We start from the raw sequence: 18,655 nt of genomic DNA, 5'->3' as shown, positions 1-18,655 counted from the left end.
ACGGGACGTTTTACCGACTGGCAATGAAGGTTTTATGACATTTTTTCTGATTTCTTGTTAATTGCGAACTTTTGGTCTACCAGCTTGTCTGGCGTTTTTTGTGCTTTTCCCCTTGCCGCTGTTGGCTTCCTTGCTGACTCCTGTTAAAACGTCCCTTCGCAGATTTTTTTCTTACATGGCAGGAAAAACATGAGTGGCAGTCAGACCCTGGTGGTCAAATTGGGTACCAGCGTCCTCACCGGCGGATCGCGCCGGCTGAACCGGGCGCATATGGTGGAGCTGGTTCGGCAGTGTGCACAACTGCACGCCGCCGGTCATCGCATTATCATCGTCACCTCAGGCGCGATTGCCGCTGGTCGCGAACACCTTGGTTACCCGGAACTGCCACCGACCATCGCCTCAAAGCAGCTGCTGGCTGCGGTGGGGCAGAGCCGTTTAATCCAGCTGTGGGAGCAGCTTTTCTCCATCTACGGTATCCATATCGGGCAGATGCTGCTGACGCGCGCCGACATGGAAGATCGTGAACGCTTCCTCTACGCGCGCGATATGCTGCGCGCGCTGCTCGACAACCATATCGTGCCGGTGATTAACGAGAACGACGCGGTGGCAACCGCGGAAATTAAGGTTGGCGACAATGACAACCTGTCCGCGCTGGCGGCGATGCTTGGCGGTGCCGATAAACTGCTGCTGCTGACCGATCAGCCAGGTCTGTTTACCGCCGATCCGCGCACCAATCCCGAGGCAGAACTGATCAGCGATGTGCATCAGATTGATGATGCGCTGCGCACGCTGGCTGGCGGCAGCGTCTCCGGTCTCGGCACCGGCGGCATGGCCACCAAACTGCAGGCGGCGGATGTCGCCTGCCGCGCCGGCATTGACGTCATCATTGCGGCCGGCAGCCGCGCGGATGTGATCGGGGATGTGCTACACGGCAAACCGGTGGGAACGCGCTTCCACGCGCAGCAGTCACCGCTGGAAAACCGCAAGCGCTGGATCTTCGGCGCACCACCAGCGGGCGAGATCACCATAGACGACGGCGCGCTGGCGGCGGTGCTGGAGCGCGGCAGTTCGCTGCTGCCGAAAGGCGTCCGCGAGGTGCAGGGCAATTTCTCGCGCGGCGAAGTGATCCGCATTCGTAACCTGCAGGGGCGCGATATCGCCCACGGCGTCACGCGCTATAACAGCGATGCGATGCGCATGATCGCTGGTCATCACAGTCAGGAGATTGGTGAGATCCTCGGTTACGAATATGGCCCGGTTGCGGTGCACCGCGACGATATGATCGTCAGTTAAGGAGCGGATGATGTTAGAACAGATGGGTAAAGCGGCGCGTGAAGCGTCGTACAAACTGGCGGAGCTCTCCACCGAACAAAAAAATCAGGTGTTGCTGACCATCGCCGATCGGCTGGAAGCGGAAAGCGCCGACATTCTGGCGGCTAACCAGCAGGATCTGGCCGATGCGCGCACTAACGGCATGAGTGCGGCGCTGCTCGATCGTCTGACGCTCAACCCGCAGCGCCTGAAAGGCATCGCGGACGACGTGCGCCAGGTGTGCCGTCTGGCCGATCCGGTTGGCCAGCTGATCGACGGCGGGCTGCTCGACAGCGGCCTGCGCATTGAGCGACGTCGCGTGCCGCTTGGCGTGATCGGGGTGATCTACGAAGCGCGCCCGAACGTCACGGTCGATGTGGCGTCACTGTGTCTGAAAACCGGCAACGCGGCGATTCTGCGCGGCGGCAAAGAGACTTACCGCACCAACGCCGCCACGGTGCGGGTGATCCAGAACGCGCTCATCGAGCATGGTTTACCGGCAGCAGCGGTGCAGGCGATTGAGAATCCGGATCGCGAACTGGTGAATCAGCTGCTGAAGCTTGATCGCTACGTTGACATGCTGATCCCGCGCGGCGGCGCCGGGCTGCACAAGCTGTGCCGCGAAAATTCCACCATTCCGGTGATCACCGGCGGTATCGGCGTGTGCCATCTCTATCTCGACGAAACCATAGAGACGGACGCCGCGCTGGAGGTGATTGTTAATGCCAAGAAGCAGCGTCCCAGCGCCTGTAACTCGCTGGAAACCCTGCTGATTCATCGCGATCAGGCTGAGCGTTTCATTCCGGCGTTTCTGCAGCGTATGGCGCAGGAGAACATTGCGCTGCACGCCGACGAAAACGCGCTGGCGCTGCTGCAGCAGGGGCCGGCCAGCGTGGTGGCGGTGCAGATGCACCAATACGACGATGAGTGGCTGTCGAACGATCTGAACGTCAAGCTGGTGGCGGACCTCGATGAAGCGGTCGCGCACATCCGCGCGCACGGCACCCAGCACTCCGACGGTATTCTGACGCGCAGTATTGGCAACGCCAATCGCTTCGTGAATCAGGTCGACTCATCGGCAGTGTACGTCAACGCCAGCACCCGCTTTACCGACGGCGGCCAGTTTGGTCTCGGCGCTGAAGTGGCGGTCAGTACGCAGAAACTGCATGCGCGCGGTCCGATGGGGCTGGAAGCGCTCACCACCTACAAATGGATTGGCTGGGGCGACGATACGCTGCGTCGTTAGTTTTCTCTCCGGCATCAAAACAGGCACCTGATACGGTGCCTTTTTTTGTCGCTTTCGATCCAGTTATTTCCAGAGCTTTTCGTTTTATTCCTGTCATCTGTGGCGCGCGCGCGGCTTTTCGCCCATTTTTTGCTGTGGGTGCTGGTCTCAGCGTTACAGAACAATCCTGAAAACCCCTGTCAGAACAAGCTGTCAGAGATTCATTACTGGTTTCCACCAGGGCGAAGAGGATAATGATCGTCCAGCTTTATTGATAAAAGCGGTTGGGTAGTAAACTAGCGGTAATATAAAATGAACTGGTAGCAAAAATGAAAATAACATTCAGTCTTTTACTGATGGCAGACTATTAACTGATGGTTAAAAAAGAGAGTACCAGACAAGCTTTTACTGCCAGGCTGATTGCCGCATGCGAGAGCGCGGGAATTGTCGGACATGGACGGAACAAACAGGTCGCTCAGGCACTGCAACAACGGGGATGCAGGATCTCAACTCCAGGGGTCTGGAAATGGTTTAACGCGCAATCCATTCCGGATGACAGTAATCTGCTGGCGCTCAGCCAGCTGTTAGGCGTGCGCGTGGAGTGGCTACAGTTCGGCATGGAAAAACCGGATGTGGCGCTTGCCCGTCAGCGCCTGATCGATCCGCAGCACATGTTCCGCGTCGAAAGCCTGGACATCGGGCAACGCAGCGCACAGGGTATTGTCGCGCGCGACGAACTGGTCGAGACCATTCAGGCGATTGAATACGGTCTGGATGAGGCGCGCGTGCTGTTTAACGGCCGCCCGGCCGAAAATATCCGGCTGATTGCCCTGAACAGTGACTCCATGGCCGGTACCTTCGCACCGCGCGATCAGCTGTTCGTTGATATCAGCGTGCACCGCTTCGACGGCGACGGCATCTATCTGTTCAATCTCGACAACCAGCTCTACCTCAAGCGGCTGCAGTTACAGCACAAGAAGGTGGCGGTGATCTCCGATAACAAACGCTACGAGACCTGGTATCTGACGCTGGACGAAGCGGCGTCGCTGCAGGTGATTGCCCGCGTCATCATGAGCCAGGCGCGTGACTATCAGATTCTGGGCTGAGCAGCAGTGTGCTAACCGGCAAAAAAAATAATCCGGCTGAAATCAAAAATTTAACTGACGGTAAATAAAAAATTAACTGTCAGTGTTTGCCAATGTATTAGAACCTGTTAATAATTTGACCATAGATGGACGACATCTCTGCTCCCGGATGAGCCCGCTCTTAAACAATTGAGGCGCTGCACAAGCGCGAGACAACCCACCCAAAGTCAGTGAATTTTGGGATGGGGTGGATACGCACTTAGCAGCGTCGTCAGTTGTCCTCTGCTTTCACTCTCCTCTGCTTATACCTGGCCGTTTTTTACGGCCGGGCAAGCCAGTTGCGGGTGATTGCAGAGGGGCCACGGACGTCCCGGTCTGTGCCGAATCGCCGTGCTCACCACCCCATCGCCAAAGACTCATTCACAGGAGGAGTTATGGCGATTATTCAATATGGCAAATCAGTCTTTAGCGGAAACGCGCGCACCCGTCGCCACCGGCGGCGTCAGCCGCTCAGCCGCCTGAAGCGCAGTATCGACAGTGCCCTGGGCCTGGAGTGTGATGAGATCACCCTGCGCACCGCCGAGCGCATCTGCCAGCGGGAAATCCGCTCCCGGGTAGACCGCGCAGTACTGGCGCCCACGCGGCCCTGCAACGACAACCCCAGCTTTGATAACTGCTGTTTGCCCCACGTTCATCTGTACGCCGTGCGTTAATTCTCTGCTGTTTTCCCAGTTCTGAACGGAACGTTTCACCTTTCCTCACTGTTTAGTTGCGCTTGAGCGTTGCGCTTAACGGCTGCCTGTCGCCCGGCGCAACCGATCAGCGAGGTTTATGTGTTGTGGTTATTTGCGCAGCTTTTCATGCCGTTGCGCCCGTCAAAGAGGAACCGTTATGAGCCAAATCATTGCCATTTTGAATTTCGAAGAGGGATACCGCGAAGCGCCTTACCTCGACACGCAGGGGTTTCCCACCGTTGCGGGCGGTATTCGCATCGGGCCGAAAGGCGCGTCGCTCAGCCACTATATCTTCCGCGTGCCGCGCCGCGTTGGTGACGTGTGGAAGCAGTGCATCGTTGAGGGCAAGGTGCAGGAGATGCAGCAGCGCGCGTTGGTGCAGCAGGCACTGAGTCAATGCAATGAGGCGCGCAGCGATGTGCTGATCAGCATGGCCTACCAGATGGGCGTCGACGGTCTGGCGCTGTTTCGCGGCATGCTCACCGCGGTGACGCAACGCGATTTCGACGCGGCGGCGAACGCCATGCTCGACAGCCTGTGGGCGCGGCAAACCGCGGGGCGCGCCCGGCGTCATGCCGAAGTGATGCGCACGGGCACCTACGACATTTACAGGGGGCTGTTATGAACATGCGCTGGCTGTTGTTCGTTATCGCCGTGCTGGCGGCCATCATCCTGCTGCTGTTGCTGCAGCGCTTCACCACGCTGGAGTTTGTTAAACACGCGCGCCTGTTGTTTAAAACCTGGTCGGTGTGGCTGGCGTCGCTGGGTTCGATGCTCAGCGCCTGGGTGCAGTCGTTTCCCTCGTCAGCGCTGGATGCATGGAACGCGCTGCCGGCGGATATCAAAGAGATTCTGCCGCACAACTATCTCGGCCTGATCGGCGCCTTCATGGTGGCGATGGGCGTACTGGCGCAGTTCGTGCGTCAGAAGAACCTGGTGGAGCAGAGAAAAACGCTGGAGGACAAACCATGAGCTTTCTTCTTTCTCAGCTTGCCGGCAGCTGGCACTGGCTGGCAGCAATTGGCGGCGTGATTGCCGCGCTGATTGCCAGCTACGCCGGCGGTAAAAAAATCGGCAAGGTGCAGCAGCAGGCGAAAGCTGATGTTGCGCAGGCCGAAAAGACCGCCGCGCAGGCGGTTGAAGTTAATCACCAGCAGCAACAGCTGCGTGAGGAGGCCAGACGTGTGGAAACCCGCAACGGTAATCTTGATGACGCTGCTGCTCGCGACAAGCTGCAGCAGTCGAAATATCACCAGCCCTGAGGCGCCCGTCGTGATCGACTCCGCCTGTTCACTCTTTTCCCCGATTTATACCCACGGCAATGACGCCGAACGCATGGACATTCGCACCGTGCGCGCCATCAACAACCACAACGATCTCTGGGACCAGCACTGCCGCCCGGCGGCGCACTGACGCTGTTCTCTCGCTTTGTATTGCAAACCTGAAATGCCGAGGAGGCTAAGATGATCGAAGTTAACTCTTTTGCTGAACTGCGTACCACTGTGCCGGCCAAAAACGGCGATCTGGCGTTCCTGCGCCGCTATAACCCGGACTCCACCTTCCGTGGCGGCGGTGATTTCACCGGCTTTATCGGCACCACCACGGCCGCCGATGACGGCGGTACGCTGGCGGTCGGCAATGGCTTTTACTGGAAACGCGTGATCAACGATCCGGCCGACGTCAACGTCTACCACTTCGGCGCGAAAGGGGACGGTTACGCTAACGATACCGACGCCTTTAACCGCATGCTGGCGTGGACGCAGGGCTACAGCGGTAATATCCGTGACCTGCCGGTGCGTTTCCCGGGCGGTAAATTTTTGATCAACCCGATCGACATCAGCGCTACCGAGATCGCCTTTTTTGGTCTGCAGGGGGATGACGTGGAGCTGGGTTCGCTGCCGCGCACCACCATCATCTCCGACAAAAGTGCCAACACGGTGTTCAAAGTGAAGGCACGGCGGACCGCGATCAAAGGCATCACCTGGCACGGTCAGGCATCGGCCGACGTCACCACCAACAAAGGTACCATTACCGCCGAGATGTGTACCAACGTGCAGCCGTTCTTCGAAAACACCTGCATCGAAGGCACCACGTTAAATATTTACTGTTTCCGCGCGCAAAACAGCGGCGGCACGGTGATTAAAGCGCTGGATACGCTCGACAGTAAATTTGACCAGATCTACACGCTGTGGACCTATGGCCGGGTGTTTGACATTGGCTGGTCGAACTCGCCAAACGGCAAGTGGGACCACTCAACGGCTATCGAGATCTGCAACTGTAACTTCCAGACCGGCTACGGCGACGCCACGCTGTACATGCCGCGCGTGACGCAGGGCATCATGCGCAACGTGTGGATTGAGCACACGCGTAATCCGGGCGATCTGTCGGACGGTGCCTGGAGCATTGATACGCTGAACATTGAGGATTGCGGCACGCCGTTCAATCTCAATAATGCGCGCGTCATCATGCGCCAGATTGGCCTGCAGTCCGGGGCGAAGATCTCGAACGATATGGCCGGCACGCGCTGGCTGTCGACCTTTGACTACGGCTATCGTCGTGAAGAGCATCACGGCACGCTGATCACCGGCTCATTCCGCGCGGGCTACTACAGCGGCCACAAAGTCACCAACAACACCGACACTGATAACTGGTATCGCCTCGGCCAGCTGTTCTTCCCGACGGCGAATCAGCAGTGGGTGATGGAGCTGATTGGTAAAGCCGACGCCACCCAGCCAACCGGAACGGCCGCTTCGCCGGTCAATCTGGCGGGCACCGGGAAAACGTGGATTAACCTGCAGCGGCTGGAAACGGTATGGGCTGACGCCTGCCATATGGGGCAGCCGGCGGTGCTGGATATTCGCTACAGCCGCGTCGGCACCACGTATGCCGTGGTGTGGGTGAAGCTGCGCGCCAACAGCGGCGACACGCTGATTAACCTGAAGACCACCGGTCCGACGCGTTTTGAAGCCGGCTCCTGCTCGCTGTTCCAGCCTGACTTCTCGGTGGTGACGGATACCACCAAAATGGGCACCCTCAAACCGGCGGCGCGCTTTGGCCTGCACAATGGCGTCGCGGGTATTGGGGCTAACGAGAAAGGCGTGCTTACCGTCGCGACGGCAGCAGGTACGCCGACCAATAAAACCACGCCGACGGGCTTTGTGCTGGTCAATATCAACGGTGTCGATCGTAAGCTTCCTTATTACGATTGAGGCCAGCACCTTTTGGCGAGGCTGCGGCCTCGCCTTTTTTTGTGTCTGGCGCGAGTGGTCGCTGTTCGCCGCGGCTTTTCCGCGTCAAAATCGTAAGGCCAGCCCGGGTGATGCTGAAAAACGCAGCACTTAACCGGCGCCATCTTGACTCATCCCCCCGATTTTTCTATGTTTACTCCCCGTAGTTCCCGCCTCAATGCCGGTATAGCTCAGTTGGTAGAGCAGCGCATTCGTAATGCGAAGGTCGCAGGTTCGACTCCTGTTTCCGGCACCAGTTAAATCAATCCCTTATCTAATATTGTTACTGTCCCGATTCAGCCTGTGTGACAGATTTGTGCCCTCAACACCTATAAACATGGCGATTTTTGCGTGCGGAGAAAGGTGATGGGCGTCAGGATAATCACAATCTAAAAGAGGCGCATTGCTCTGGCGCGACACCCTGCGCCGCAGTGCTATTCACTGCAGCGCTCACCTCATCCTTAACCAGCAATCAGCGCCCTTGGTTCCAGAAACGCGCTGATACCAGCCTGACCCATCTCCCGGCCGATGCCGGAGTGGCGGAAACCGCCGAACGGCGCGCGCGGTTCGTGAGCCAGCGTGTTGATCATCACGCGGCCGGCGATCAGCTGCTCTCCTACGTTGCGTGCATGCTGTTCATCCGCACCGATCACCAGTGCCGACAGGCCGTAATCGCTGTCGTTGGCCATGGCGATGGCTTCGGCTTCATCGCGGTAGGTCAGGATGCTCAGCACCGGGCCAAAAATCTCTTCGCGCGCCAGCGGCATTTCATTGGTGACATCGCTGAACAGCGTCGGGCGAATATACCAGCCGTGGTGCAGCCCGTCCGGGCGGCCGCTGCCGCCGGTCAGCAGGCGCGCGCCCTGTTGTTCGCCAAGCGCAATATAGTGCTGCACGCGCTGCCACTGTTTCTCGTTAACCATCGGCCCGATAGTGGTGCGCGCGTCAGCCGGATCGCCGGAGACCTCTGCAGCGACTGCTGCCGTCAGCGCCTGTTCGAACTCGGCCTTGCGCTGCTCCGGCACCAGAATGCGCGTGCCGGCAATACAGGCCTGGCCGCTGTTGATAAAGCCAGCCTGCACCGCCAGTTCGGCCGCCTGGGCGGCATCGGCATCCGGCAAAATCAGCGTCGGTGATTTACCACCCAGCTCCAGCGTGACGCGTTTAAAGGTGTCGGCGGCGCTGCGCAAAATCGCTTTGCCGGTGGCGGTCGAGCCGGTGAAGGAGATTTTTGCCACTTGCGGACTGCGGCTCAGGGCTTCACCGACGCTGGCACCGCGTCCGGTGACGATATTAAACACCCCCGCAGGCAAACCGGCGGTGTGCAGCGCCCTGGTGATCACCTGGGTCTGTAACAGGCTGAACTCGCTGGGTTTGATCACGGCGGTACAGCCTGCGGCAATCGCGGTTGCCAGTTTATGGCAGATAAAGCCCGCGTTGCTGTTCCATGGTGTGATCAGGCCGGCAACGCCGAGCGGCAGCATCTGCACCTGCGCGCGGCCTGCCTGTTGTACAAACGGGTAGCGTTTCAGCTCTTCAATGACCTGCAGAATCACGTCAGCCGGATAGCGGCTCATCCACTCGGAGCGTGCGGTGGGCGCGCCGTACTCCTCAAGGATCGCCGCGCGCAGCTCGCTTTCGGCTCCGTTAACCGCATGGTACATCTGTTCCAGCAGGGTGATGCGCTGCGCCACCGTGGTCGCGGCGAAGGCGGGAAACGCCGCCGCGGCTGCCGCAATCGCGCGTTCAGCATCCTGCGCATCGGCCAGACGCGCTTTACCGATTACGCTGCCGTCGGCAGGTTTGATAATATCCAGCCATTCATCGCCGTCAGGAGTGACAAACTGGCCGTTGATATAGATGTGTTCAATCATGTGCATGGCTATGCTCCTTTGCATGTTGCGTGGCGGCAAAGTAGCACGCACCACCGGCGGCGATAATCCGCCTCCGCCTGCAAAGGGTATTGCGCGAAACGGAATAATTGATGAACCGGACAGGTCTGACTGAACTGGAAATTGTGCTGGCGGTCGCGCGGCGCGGCACCTTTAAAGCGGCGGCCAGCGAGCTCGAGATGTCGCCTTCGGCGGTGACCAATGCGGTTGCCGCGCTGGAGAAACGGCTGGGCGTGCGGCTCTTCAACCGCACCACGCGCAGCGTCGCGCTGACCGATGCCGGACGGCGTTTCAGCGAGAAAATTGTGCCAGCGCTGGCGATGATCCGCAGCGCGGCTGAGGAAGCCGGCAGCGATCCGGGCGATCCGGCCGGCATGCTGCGTCTCAACGTGCCGCCGGAGAGCAGTGCGCTGTGGTACGCATCGATATTGCTGCCGTTCCTGCAGCGCTATCCGCGCATTCGCGTCGATATTTACAGCCAGAAAGAGCGGGTGGATATCGTGGCCGACGGCTTCGATGCCGGCATTCGGCTGGCAGAGGACGTGCCGGGCGATATGATTGCCGTCAGGCTGACGCCGGAAATGCGCATGATTGTGGTGGCCGCGCCAGCCTACCTCGCACACGCGGGCACACCGCAGACGCCAGAGGCGCTCGATCAGCATCAAACCCTGTGTATGCGCATGGCGGACGGCAGCGTTTACCGCTGGGAGCTGAGCCAGCAGCAGCAGCGTTATCGGTTGCAGGGCGAGCCGCGTATGGCGGCCAGCGACATGAGCGCTATCCACCAGGCGGCGCTGGCGGGTCTGGGCATTGCCTGCATGACGGAACAGCAGGTTGCGGCGGATGTGCAGGCGGGCCGACTGGTGCACCTGTTGCCCGGCTGGCAGGTGCCCCTCGGTGCGCTGTGCCTCTACTATCCGGGACACCGGCTGGTGCCGCCGGCACTGCGGGCGCTCACCGAATTTGTGCGTGCGCAGCGTGATGCTTCTGCCTCATCTGAAGCCGGATGACGTCCTTGATCAGGCGTTCAGTAACTTCAGCACCTGCTGCGGCAGCTGATTAGCCTGCGCCAGCAGGGCGCTGCTGGCCTGCTGCAGAATTTGCTGACGCGACAGGCTCGAAACTTCCGTGGCGTAATCTGCATCTTCAATACGGGAGCGCGATGCCGCAATCGCGGCGGTCGCGTTACCCTGCAGCGTTTGCGCCGAGAGCAGCCGGTTAGCAACGGCGCCCAGACGGGTGCGCTGACTGTCGATTTGCCCGATGGCGCTATCCAGCGTGGCGAGCGGATCGTCCGGATGCTTCAGGCGGATCTCTGAACCGGTCTCGGCCACGCGCAGCGTCGTAAAGTTGGTGGAGGCATCGGTCACTGACGACAAAGCCGCCTGGAAGTAAATCTGCACGTCACCCACGCCCTGCAGGGTTTTCAGCATCAGGTTGCCGCTATTGTCACTGCGGACGAAGGTGGCGGTTTTATCCAGATTGCCGTTCGGCACATCCATGTAGTAATTGCCGTCGGCGTCGAGTTTCAGCACATCATTACTGCTGTTGCCATCGACATCGGTATAGCGCACATCCACATTGGCCGGATCGAGCGTGATGTAAGAGGTGCCGGTCACGCTGTTTACCGCACTGAAGCTGTTAATGCTGCTGGCGCTGGTCGCGACGATGCTCAGGGCATTACTGGTGCCATCCGAGGTCGCGCTGACGGCGGCGTTATAATACTGGTAGTTACCACCGCCGTTATCCACTTCCATTACATACTGCCCGCCGCTGGTGCGCAGCAGACGGCCATTGCTCACCGCGTTGCCGCTGGCATCGCTGAAGCTAAGGCTGGCGGTGCTGGTGTCGATCGCCGGCGTGTCGGTCACCGTGGTCGGCAGGGTGGCGAAATCGCTGTCGGATTTGGCGGCACCGCCGGTCATGCGTGCCGTTACCGCGCCGCTGCTGCCAAAGCTGAGCGTGGCTGGATACCAGCTGTTGTTCTGCTCAATATAATACTGGCCATTATCCTGCGTTAACGTGGCTGCGGGCGTGGTGCTCAGCGCGCTGCCGCTGCTGTCCTGAAAATTAACCGCCGGGATGGTGCGCGACGCAATGCTGCTGACGTTGCTGTACAGCGGCGCCGGATTGCTGCGGCTAATCGAGACGTTACCGGCAGCCGTGGCGGTGTCCCAGCGCGCACTGACGGCGGCCAGATAATAGACCGGCTTGCCGTCGGCGTCGCTGCTCTGCACGTACTGGCGGTTATCACCACTGCTGCGCACCAGCTGCGGTGAGCCGCTGGCGGGCACATAGTTCACGGTAATTGCCGGGTTGCTGAACGCCATATTGGTGGCGAGGCCGGTGAGGGTAGTGACATTGGTCACTTTGCCGCTGATGCCGCTGATCACCAAATCCTTAAGTCCCAGCGCCTCCACGCTGAAGCCGGGCGCCGACAGGTCGAGACTGATTTTCTCGTTGTCATTAGCGCCAACCTGGAATCCCAGCTTACCGGCGCTGCCATCCAGCAGCCTGATGCCGTTAAAGCTGCTGCTGGTGTTGAGCCGGTCAATCTCTTTCAGATTGAGGTTAATCTCCGCCTGAATGGCGTCTGAGTCGCTCTGCGAATTGGTACTGTTTAATCCCTGAACCGCCAGCTGGCGAATCCGCTGCAGGCGGTTATTGATCTCATCCAGCGCGCTTTCCGCGGTTTCGACCAGTGACAGGCCGTCACCGGTATTACGCTGCGCCACCGCCAGGCCGTTCTGCTGGCTGCTAAAACGGTTACCAATCGCCTGACCTGCCGCATCGTCACGCGCGCTGGTGATGCGCATACCCGACGATAAATGGCGGATCGCATCGCCCAGCGCCGCGCCACTTCTGGCAGATTGCTTGCTGGCGTTGAGGGCAGACAGATTGGTTTGCAGGCTGATCATTTCCGGGCTCACTGATAAATACACTGATAGCGTTATCGGCATTTACCGGCTTTCTTTAAAAAAATATTTGGCCTAAGTCACGTCAGCGAAGCGCTGATTGTTAAAATAAGCAGCATGAAATCGCGCTAAGTTGAGTTTGTGATGCAGTAAGGATCTGTATTTTTCTGCACGGCGCTAATTTATAGAGGCAGGGCTTGACGACTACTAAAAATAGCAGGTCAGCAGAATGAATAAAGATTATTACTGCTTAAGCGGGACGGCGAGGGCGTAACCCATCGCGATAACAACCGCTTAGGACGCTACTGGACTTATACGCCGGTTTCCCTGCTCTTATTCCTGGTCAGCAGCGCGCGCCGCCCTTATCAATCGCCGCGGTTGCGCTTTATCCATGCTAATCATTCAGCGCGAAATATTGTGGCGGGGCGGGTGAGTAAATTCCGTTTTGGTCTGGAAGGCATTGACCTTATAACTGCGCCTGGTAAGAATGCGGTAAAAGTTTTGAATCAGATCGCAATTTTGGGCCTTGTGCCATTTGCAGTCCGTCTGCGATAGCCGGACTGAATTAACGCCACTTGCACCTCGCGCCGCGCAACACACATCGCGGCGTAATAAAAGTGCAGGGCATACAGCAAATATCGTTAATGTCGTGACGCTCGTTGCGAAGGCCCGTCGAAAGATGCACCTTTTCAACCGCGGTCGGCAGTTCCCGTTCTCCTGATGCGGCAAAAAATAGCTGGAGAGGTAGCGCCGTTCAGGATAACGAATAAACCTCTATCTGATTAATGTTTTACCCGGCAGCAACGCAATAAATACGTTGCTGTGCAGGAAGCGTTGGGGCTAACTGGCTGATAAATCACTGAACTCTGCGGAGTGCAGCGCCCCCTCTTTACGCCTGAAAATGCACCAAAAAGAATGTCAGCACGCTGGGCGCTGTAAGCCAGGGGCGGTAGCCTGCGGTTTTTATCCTTTAAATCGCCAGATAAACCTGACCTGAATATATAGCGAAATTCTTATCTGCCGCCAGCAAAAAATAGACGTGTTCCGGCGGTCATATTTTGCTGAGGAAACTCTGAAAACAGCGGCGTATTAATGTTAAGCCGGATGAAAGCATGGGCCGTTAAACGTGAAGCATTAACGGTTCAGTATCGATTTTTATTTTGACACGGCGGGTTCAACCCCCAATAAATTATGTTTTGAGGTCATATGCAAACTCCCGTTAACGACGTGCTGATTAGCGTCATTGTGCCGGTGTATAACGCCGCAGCTTATCTGGAAAGATGCATCGACAGCCTGCTGCAGCAGGATGAGGTTCGCTTTGAGGCCATTTTTATTAATGACGGCTCCAGCGATGACTCGCTGGCGATCCTGCAGCGTTACGCCGGTTATCCGCAGTTCCACCTTATCAGCCAGGCCAACGCGGGCGTCTCGGCGGCGCGCAATCGGGGCATTCGCGCCTCGCGCGGCCGGCTGCTGTGTTTTTTAGACGCCGATGACTTTCTGCCGCCCCAGGCCTTCTCGACATATGTGCGGCTGATGAGTGATGAAACGGCGATGGTGGTGGGCGAATCACAACACTTCAACCCGGACGGCGCACCGCTGGATTTTCCCGCCAACCGTGAACAGGCGCACGCGCTGTCGGTATCGGCGGCGATTAACGATCTGCTCTATTACCATCCGCGCCACGGTATCTGCGACAAGGTGTTTCGCGGCGATGTCATTCGTCAGCACCGGCTGCGGTTCAACGAAGAGATCGCCAATTTCGAAGACCTGCTGTTTGTCATGAACTACCTGCATCTGCAGCAGGATCGCCAGGTAGTGATGACGCAGCGGGTGGTTTATCACTACGTCAAATCCACGCACTCCGCCACGCGTTCGGCGCTGCGGGAAAAACATTTCTCTTTTGCCCGCTCGTTCAGCGGCATGAAGGCGTTTTTATCGAGCCAGCATTATCGCTGCTATTACCACCTCTATTTAAAAGTCACGGCGTCTTACATCTACAAAGGGCTGCACAGCGACAGCCTGAGCCGCGCCTTCATTGATGAATACATCACGCTCTATCGCCGCAGTTTCCGCAGCTGGTGCTCTGCCGGACCGCTACTTAATCCGTGGAGCCTGTATTTTGCGCTGTTTTTCATTAGCCCGCGCCTGGTTTCACGGCTGCGCCGGCTGGCAGAGAAATAATCGCACCGGAGGCGTTGTGAAAGACAAATTAAAAAACTCCATGTGGATGATTGCCGAAAAGCTGATTGCGGTATTCGGCCTGATCTTTGTCACCTCCTACGTGGCGAAATACGTCGGGCCCACCACCTTCGGCATTATCTCCATCGCCATGCTGGTATTTCAGTTTATTCAGACCATCGCACTGATGGGCAGCGATGTGATTTTGCTGAAACGCATCGCGCAGAATCATCACTCCGGCCTGCGCCTGATGATGGCGACCTTCCTGCTGGTGCTGGTGCTGTATTGCGTGCTGTCGATTGTCGGCATGGCGATTATGGAAGAGGAGTGGAGCGCCGACGCGCTGGTCTTTATCTGCGCGGCAGCCATTGCCTGCCTGTTCTCATCCATTGACCTGGTCAATATTTACAACGAAGCGAGGCTCAACGCGCGTCTCAATGTGATTGCCAACGTCATTGGCCTGGCGATCAGCCTGACGGTGCGCTTTCTGATCTCCTATTACCAGCTCGAACCGGCCTGGCTGGCGATCCCGATTGTGCTCGCCACCTTTATTCCTTTCACCATCAAGTTAACGCTGTTTCTGCTGTATGAGCGGCGTGCACCGCTTCCGGCGCTGCGCCACGTGAAAAAGTATTCGCGTTACATGCTGGTGTCCGGCATGTCGCTGATCTTCTCTGCGATTGCCGTTGCGCTCTATACCCGCGTGAATCAAATCAGCGTCTCTTATTTTCTCGGCGTGAAAGAGGCGGGCATTTTTTCCGTGGCGCTGACGTTGTCGACCGCCTGGGTATTTTTACCCAGTGCGCTGCTGGCGTCGTTTTATCCGGCGTTTTTTGCTGAGCGTAATGACCAGCAGGCGATCGTCAAAGCGCAGAAACTGCATCTGCTGGTAATTGGCGTTTCCGCTGCGGTAATTGTGGCGATCTGGCTGCTGTCGGGCTGGTTTATTCGTGACTTCTACGGTGAGCAATATCTTGATGCGGTCGCGCCGACGTTATTACTCAGCCTCGGTGCGATGTGCGCGGTGCTGAGCAGCGTCATGGATCGCTTCATCATTAAATATAACGGCTATCGCTATCTGGTGAAGAAAACCTTCGCGGTATTAGTGATTTGCGTGCTGTCGTCGCTGCTGCTGGTGCCGCATTTCGGCTTAACCGGTGCCGCCATGAGCGTGGTATTAACCGAGTTTTTATCGTTCTCCCTGCTGAATTACTTTTTCCCGGCACAGCCGGTCATGCGTATTCATCTGATCTTTTTCAACCCCAGGAAACTATGGCAGCTCTTTAGCACTATCAAAACCTCAGACAGTAAAGAGAGTTTATCATGAATGAAAAAACGCTATTTAGTATTATCATTCCCGTCTATGACGCGCAAAACACTATCCGGCGTACGCTGCAAAGCGTATTAAATCAAACCTTCAGTAGCTATGAAATAATTGTTGTCAACGATGGCAGTCGCGATAACAGTGCCAGAATTTTGCAGGAATTTGCTCACTATCCGCAGGTTACGGTGCTTAATCAAATTAACGCAGGCGTCAGTGCGGCACGCAATAGCGGGCTGCAGCAGGCCTGCGGGGAATATGTCCTGTTTCTCGATGCGGATGACTGGGTTGACGATAACTTCCTGATGAGTTTCAAACTCAATCTCAATGCCTGGCCGGCCGAAGCGGTGGACTTAATGGTCGGCAATCTCAACGACAACCGTATCGGCAAAGTCTCGCAGGCGGGATTCTTCAGCCAGCAGGATATTCCTTACGTGCTGGGCGAGCTGGAGATGAGCGACAACATTGGCTATCTGCATAATAAATGTTATCGCCGCCAGATTATTGACGATCTTCATCTGCGCTTCATGGAAGGCGTCTCGATGAGTGAGGACCTGCTGTTTAACCTGAAGTTTTTCAGCTGCGTCAGTAATTTTCTGATCACCCCAGGCGCGGCTTATCACTATGAGGATGTGGCGGGATCGCTGTCGAAACGTAAAGTGCAGTACAGCGAACTGAAAGTGCGTAAACAGTCGCTTACCGATTTGTACGATTCGATTGTGGAAAAGTACGCGTCGGGTAATCTCGACCATTTTTTAAAAGCGATCTCGAAACGCGTGCTGGCACTGGATATGCAGATTGTCACCGCTATGTATCACGCCTCGTTTTCACCTGCCGATATTGCGCAGGAAATTAATCAAATCAAGCGCGGAAAATATTCTAAAGGTATTTTTACGCTGCTGAATAAAAATGAAAAACTGAAGTACATGATTATGAATTTGAATACTATCACAGCGTACTATTTCCTTTATGCCCTCTACAGAATGCGGGCGTTCTGATTTTCAATTCTCCCGGCGTTATCCTCTGGCGACGTGCTGCATTGCCCGAGGCTAGCTGCCGGGGGAGTTTCCTCCTCAACACTCTGCTGCAGGCAACACCCCCGCACTTCATTCTCCCGCTCACGTCCACTTCGCGCTGTGTCTTGCACTCCTGACGCTTCTCAGGTCAAATAGCGCCCCAGGCAATCGATTGCGTGCGTGTTTCGTGCGTTATTGTTGCTTTTATCGCCATCTCGCGCATTTTTACCGCCTTTGTGATGCATGTCTTGCGTTGCGGCAATCCACGCCGGGCAAAAACGGGTAGCATAGGCGCGTTTTGTGAAGCGACCGCACGCTGCAGGCCGCCGCGAATTTTTAGCCGTCGTTCCGGCTGCATTTGAGACAATTTTGGAGAGACAGATGGATAACTCACAAACCGGTACCCTCGGTACGGTGGAGGCGGCAGCAACCGGCTGGCGCAAGAGTGATACGGTGTGGATGCTGGGCCTGTACGGCACCGCAATTGGCGCAGGGGTGCTGTTTCTGCCGATTAACGCCGGCGCGGGTGGGCTGATTCCGTTACTCATCATGGCGATTCTCGCCTTCCCGATGACCTTCTTTGCGCACCGTGCGCTGACGCGCTTTGTGCTCTCCGGTAAAAATCCCGGTGCGGATATCACGGACGTAGTCGAAGAGCATTTCGGTGTCGGCGCCGGTAAGATCATCACGCTGCTCTACTTCTTTGCCATCTACCCGATCCTGCTGATGTACAGCGTGGCGATCACCAATACCGTGGACAGCTTTATTGTGCACCAGCTCGGGCTGGTATCGCCGCCTCGTGCGTTGCTGTCGCTGATTTTGATCGCTGGCATGATGACGGTGGTGCGCTTCGGCGAGCAGATGATTGTCAAAGCGATGAGCGTGCTGGTGTTTCCGTTTGTGGCAGTGCTGATGTTGCTGGCTGCGTATCTGGTGCCGCACTGGCACGGCGCGGCGCTGGAGACCTTATCGTTTGCGCAAAGCGGCAGCGACAGCAGTATCTGGATGACGCTGTGGCTGGCGATTCCGGTGATGGTGTTCTCCTTTAACCATTCGCCGATTATCTCGTCTTTTGCCGTGGCGAAACGCGCCGAGTACGGCGCCGGCGCGGAGAAGAAGTGTTCACGCATTCTCGCCAGCGCCCATCTGATGATGGTAGTGACCGTAATGTTCTTTGTGTTCAGCTGCGTGCTGAGCCTGTCGCCCGCCGATTTACAGGCAGCAAAGGCGCAGAACATCACCATTCTGTCCTATCTGGCGAACCACTTTAACGTGCCGATGATTGCCTGGATGGGGCCGATTGTCGCCATCGTGGCGATCACCAAATCGTTCCTCGGCCACTATCTGGGCGCGCGTGAAGGCTTCAACGGCATGGTGGCGAAGTCGCTGCGCAGCCGCGGCAAAACCATCACGCCGCAGAAAATGAATCGCCTGACCACGCTGTTTATGCTGCTGACCACCTGGCTGGTTGCCACTTTGAACCCGAGCATTCTCGGCATGATTGAGACGCTGGGCGGGCCGGTGATCGCGATGATTCTGTTCCTGATGCCGATGTACGCTATTCATAAAGTCCCGGCGATGCGCCAGTACAGCGGCAAAATCAGTAATCTGTTTGTGGTGCTGGTGGGGATTCTGGCGATTTCATCCATCGCTTATTCGCTGATGAATTAACAGCAGGACGCGGTGCGCCGGACCCGATGCGCACCGCCATGACGACGCCAGCGACACTAAACGGCCCCGTCTGACGC

Annotated in this window: 16 protein-coding genes and 1 tRNA gene; 15 read left to right on the top strand and 2 right to left on the bottom strand. The window is 57.2% G+C overall.

Annotated features, from left to right (window positions below; genetic code table 11):
• Positions 1 to 189 precede the first annotated feature (189 nt).
• The 10 genes from proB (at position 190) to E7738_RS09975 (ending at position 7,838) form a co-directional block, all read left to right on the top strand.
• Positions 190 to 1,293, top strand: a complete 1,104-nt coding sequence (proB, locus tag E7738_RS10020; RefSeq protein WP_394515584.1) for a glutamate 5-kinase — start codon at positions 190 to 192, stop codon at positions 1,291 to 1,293.
• A 10-nt stretch (positions 1,294 to 1,303) separates the two neighbouring features.
• The gene (gene proA, locus E7738_RS10015) at positions 1,304 to 2,557 is read left to right on the top strand and encodes a glutamate-5-semialdehyde dehydrogenase (RefSeq protein ID WP_394516341.1); all 1,254 of its coding nucleotides are present in this window, start codon (positions 1,304 to 1,306) and stop codon (positions 2,555 to 2,557) included.
• Positions 2,558 to 2,910: 353 nt separating this feature from the next.
• Positions 2,911 to 3,642, top strand: a complete 732-nt coding sequence (locus tag E7738_RS10010) for a S24 family peptidase (RefSeq protein WP_031279669.1) — start codon at positions 2,911 to 2,913, stop codon at positions 3,640 to 3,642.
• A gap of 413 nt (positions 3,643 to 4,055) precedes the next feature.
• On the top strand, positions 4,056 to 4,334 hold the full coding sequence (locus tag E7738_RS10005; RefSeq protein WP_021507273.1) for a transcriptional antitermination N peptide: 279 nt from the start codon (positions 4,056 to 4,058) through the stop codon (positions 4,332 to 4,334).
• A 178-nt stretch (positions 4,335 to 4,512) separates the two neighbouring features.
• The gene (locus E7738_RS10000; RefSeq protein ID WP_021507272.1) at positions 4,513 to 4,980 is read left to right on the top strand and encodes a lysozyme family protein; all 468 of its coding nucleotides are present in this window, start codon (positions 4,513 to 4,515) and stop codon (positions 4,978 to 4,980) included.
• Positions 4,981 to 4,982: 2 nt separating this feature from the next.
• Complete coding sequence (locus tag E7738_RS09995; RefSeq protein WP_031279668.1) at positions 4,983 to 5,327, top strand: DUF7940 domain-containing protein; 345 nt, start codon at positions 4,983 to 4,985, stop codon at positions 5,325 to 5,327.
• Complete coding sequence (locus E7738_RS09990) at positions 5,324 to 5,617, top strand: hypothetical protein (RefSeq protein WP_021507270.1); 294 nt, start codon at positions 5,324 to 5,326, stop codon at positions 5,615 to 5,617. Before E7738_RS09995 ends, E7738_RS09990 begins: the two co-directional genes overlap by 4 nt.
• A gap of 10 nt (positions 5,618 to 5,627) precedes the next feature.
• Entirely contained in the window at positions 5,628 to 5,768 is a 141-nt protein-coding gene (locus tag E7738_RS09985) for a hypothetical protein (RefSeq protein WP_021507269.1), read from the top strand.
• Between the two features lie 50 nt (positions 5,769 to 5,818).
• Positions 5,819 to 7,564, top strand: coding sequence for an amylovoran biosynthesis protein AsmF (locus E7738_RS09980; protein WP_021507268.1), 1,746 nt, complete (start codon positions 5,819 to 5,821; stop codon positions 7,562 to 7,564).
• A 198-nt stretch (positions 7,565 to 7,762) separates the two neighbouring features.
• Positions 7,763 to 7,838 (top strand) — tRNA-Thr (locus tag E7738_RS09975).
• Positions 7,839 to 8,043: 205 nt separating this feature from the next.
• On the opposite strand, the gene E7738_RS09970 is transcribed toward E7738_RS09975, so the two are convergent.
• The gene (locus tag E7738_RS09970; RefSeq protein ID WP_394515583.1) at positions 8,044 to 9,462 is read right to left on the bottom strand and encodes an aldehyde dehydrogenase family protein; all 1,419 of its coding nucleotides are present in this window, start codon (positions 9,460 to 9,462) and stop codon (positions 8,044 to 8,046) included.
• Positions 9,463 to 9,566: 104 nt separating this feature from the next.
• On the opposite strand from E7738_RS09970, the gene E7738_RS09965 reads away from it, so the two are divergent.
• Positions 9,567 to 10,484: a LysR family transcriptional regulator gene (locus tag E7738_RS09965; RefSeq protein ID WP_150361746.1), complete on the top strand. Its 918-nt coding sequence runs from the start codon at positions 9,567 to 9,569 to the stop codon at positions 10,482 to 10,484.
• Positions 10,485 to 10,493: 9 nt separating this feature from the next.
• On the opposite strand, the gene E7738_RS09960 is transcribed toward E7738_RS09965, so the two are convergent.
• Entirely contained in the window at positions 10,494 to 12,392 is a 1,899-nt protein-coding gene (locus E7738_RS09960; protein WP_394515582.1) for a flagellin N-terminal helical domain-containing protein, read from the bottom strand.
• 1,203 nt (positions 12,393 to 13,595) lie between these two features.
• On the opposite strand from E7738_RS09960, the gene E7738_RS09955 reads away from it, so the two are divergent.
• From E7738_RS09955 to E7738_RS09940, 4 genes are all read left to right on the top strand, one after another.
• Positions 13,596 to 14,573, top strand: coding sequence for a glycosyltransferase family 2 protein (locus tag E7738_RS09955; RefSeq protein WP_394515581.1), 978 nt, complete (start codon positions 13,596 to 13,598; stop codon positions 14,571 to 14,573).
• A 16-nt stretch (positions 14,574 to 14,589) separates the two neighbouring features.
• Entirely contained in the window at positions 14,590 to 15,897 is a 1,308-nt protein-coding gene (locus E7738_RS09950) for an oligosaccharide flippase family protein (RefSeq protein WP_058775186.1), read from the top strand.
• A complete protein-coding gene (locus E7738_RS09945; protein WP_394515580.1) occupies positions 15,894 to 16,889 on the top strand; it encodes a glycosyltransferase family 2 protein in 996 nt (331 codons plus the stop codon). Before E7738_RS09950 ends, E7738_RS09945 begins: the two co-directional genes overlap by 4 nt.
• A 399-nt stretch (positions 16,890 to 17,288) precedes the next feature.
• A complete protein-coding gene (locus tag E7738_RS09940; protein ID WP_021507261.1) occupies positions 17,289 to 18,578 on the top strand; it encodes an HAAAP family serine/threonine permease in 1,290 nt (429 codons plus the stop codon).
• Positions 18,579 to 18,655: the final 77 nt, after the last annotated feature.

It is taken from the genome of Pantoea sp. SGAir0430, from assembly GCF_043549295.1.
This window is presented reverse-complemented; position numbering and strand designations above follow the sequence as displayed.

What these genes read in the sequence shown, in the direction of transcription:
- proB (WP_394515584.1), top strand. Translation starts at nt 190, where the DNA reads ATGAGTGGCAGTCAGACCCTGGTGGTCAAATTGGGTACCAGCGTCCTC.
- proA (WP_394516341.1), top strand. Translation starts at nt 1,304, where the DNA reads ATGTTAGAACAGATGGGTAAAGCGGCGCGTGAAGCGTCGTACAAACTG.
- E7738_RS10010 (WP_031279669.1), top strand. Translation starts at nt 2,911, where the DNA reads ATGGTTAAAAAAGAGAGTACCAGACAAGCTTTTACTGCCAGGCTGATT.
- E7738_RS10005 (WP_021507273.1), top strand. Translation starts at nt 4,056, where the DNA reads ATGGCGATTATTCAATATGGCAAATCAGTCTTTAGCGGAAACGCGCGC.
- E7738_RS10000 (WP_021507272.1), top strand. Translation starts at nt 4,513, where the DNA reads ATGAGCCAAATCATTGCCATTTTGAATTTCGAAGAGGGATACCGCGAA.
- E7738_RS09995 (WP_031279668.1), top strand. Translation starts at nt 4,983, where the DNA reads ATGCGCTGGCTGTTGTTCGTTATCGCCGTGCTGGCGGCCATCATCCTG.
- E7738_RS09990 (WP_021507270.1), top strand. Translation starts at nt 5,324, where the DNA reads ATGAGCTTTCTTCTTTCTCAGCTTGCCGGCAGCTGGCACTGGCTGGCA.
- E7738_RS09980 (WP_021507268.1), top strand. Translation starts at nt 5,819, where the DNA reads ATGATCGAAGTTAACTCTTTTGCTGAACTGCGTACCACTGTGCCGGCC.
- E7738_RS09970 (WP_394515583.1), bottom strand. Translation starts at nt 9,462, where the DNA reads ATGCACATGATTGAACACATCTATATCAACGGCCAGTTTGTCACTCCT.
- E7738_RS09965 (WP_150361746.1), top strand. Translation starts at nt 9,567, where the DNA reads ATGAACCGGACAGGTCTGACTGAACTGGAAATTGTGCTGGCGGTCGCG.
- E7738_RS09960 (WP_394515582.1), bottom strand. Translation starts at nt 12,392, where the DNA reads ATGATCAGCCTGCAAACCAATCTGTCTGCCCTCAACGCCAGCAAGCAA.
- E7738_RS09955 (WP_394515581.1), top strand. Translation starts at nt 13,596, where the DNA reads ATGCAAACTCCCGTTAACGACGTGCTGATTAGCGTCATTGTGCCGGTG.
- E7738_RS09945 (WP_394515580.1), top strand. Translation starts at nt 15,894, where the DNA reads ATGAATGAAAAAACGCTATTTAGTATTATCATTCCCGTCTATGACGCG.
- E7738_RS09940 (WP_021507261.1), top strand. Translation starts at nt 17,289, where the DNA reads ATGGATAACTCACAAACCGGTACCCTCGGTACGGTGGAGGCGGCAGCA.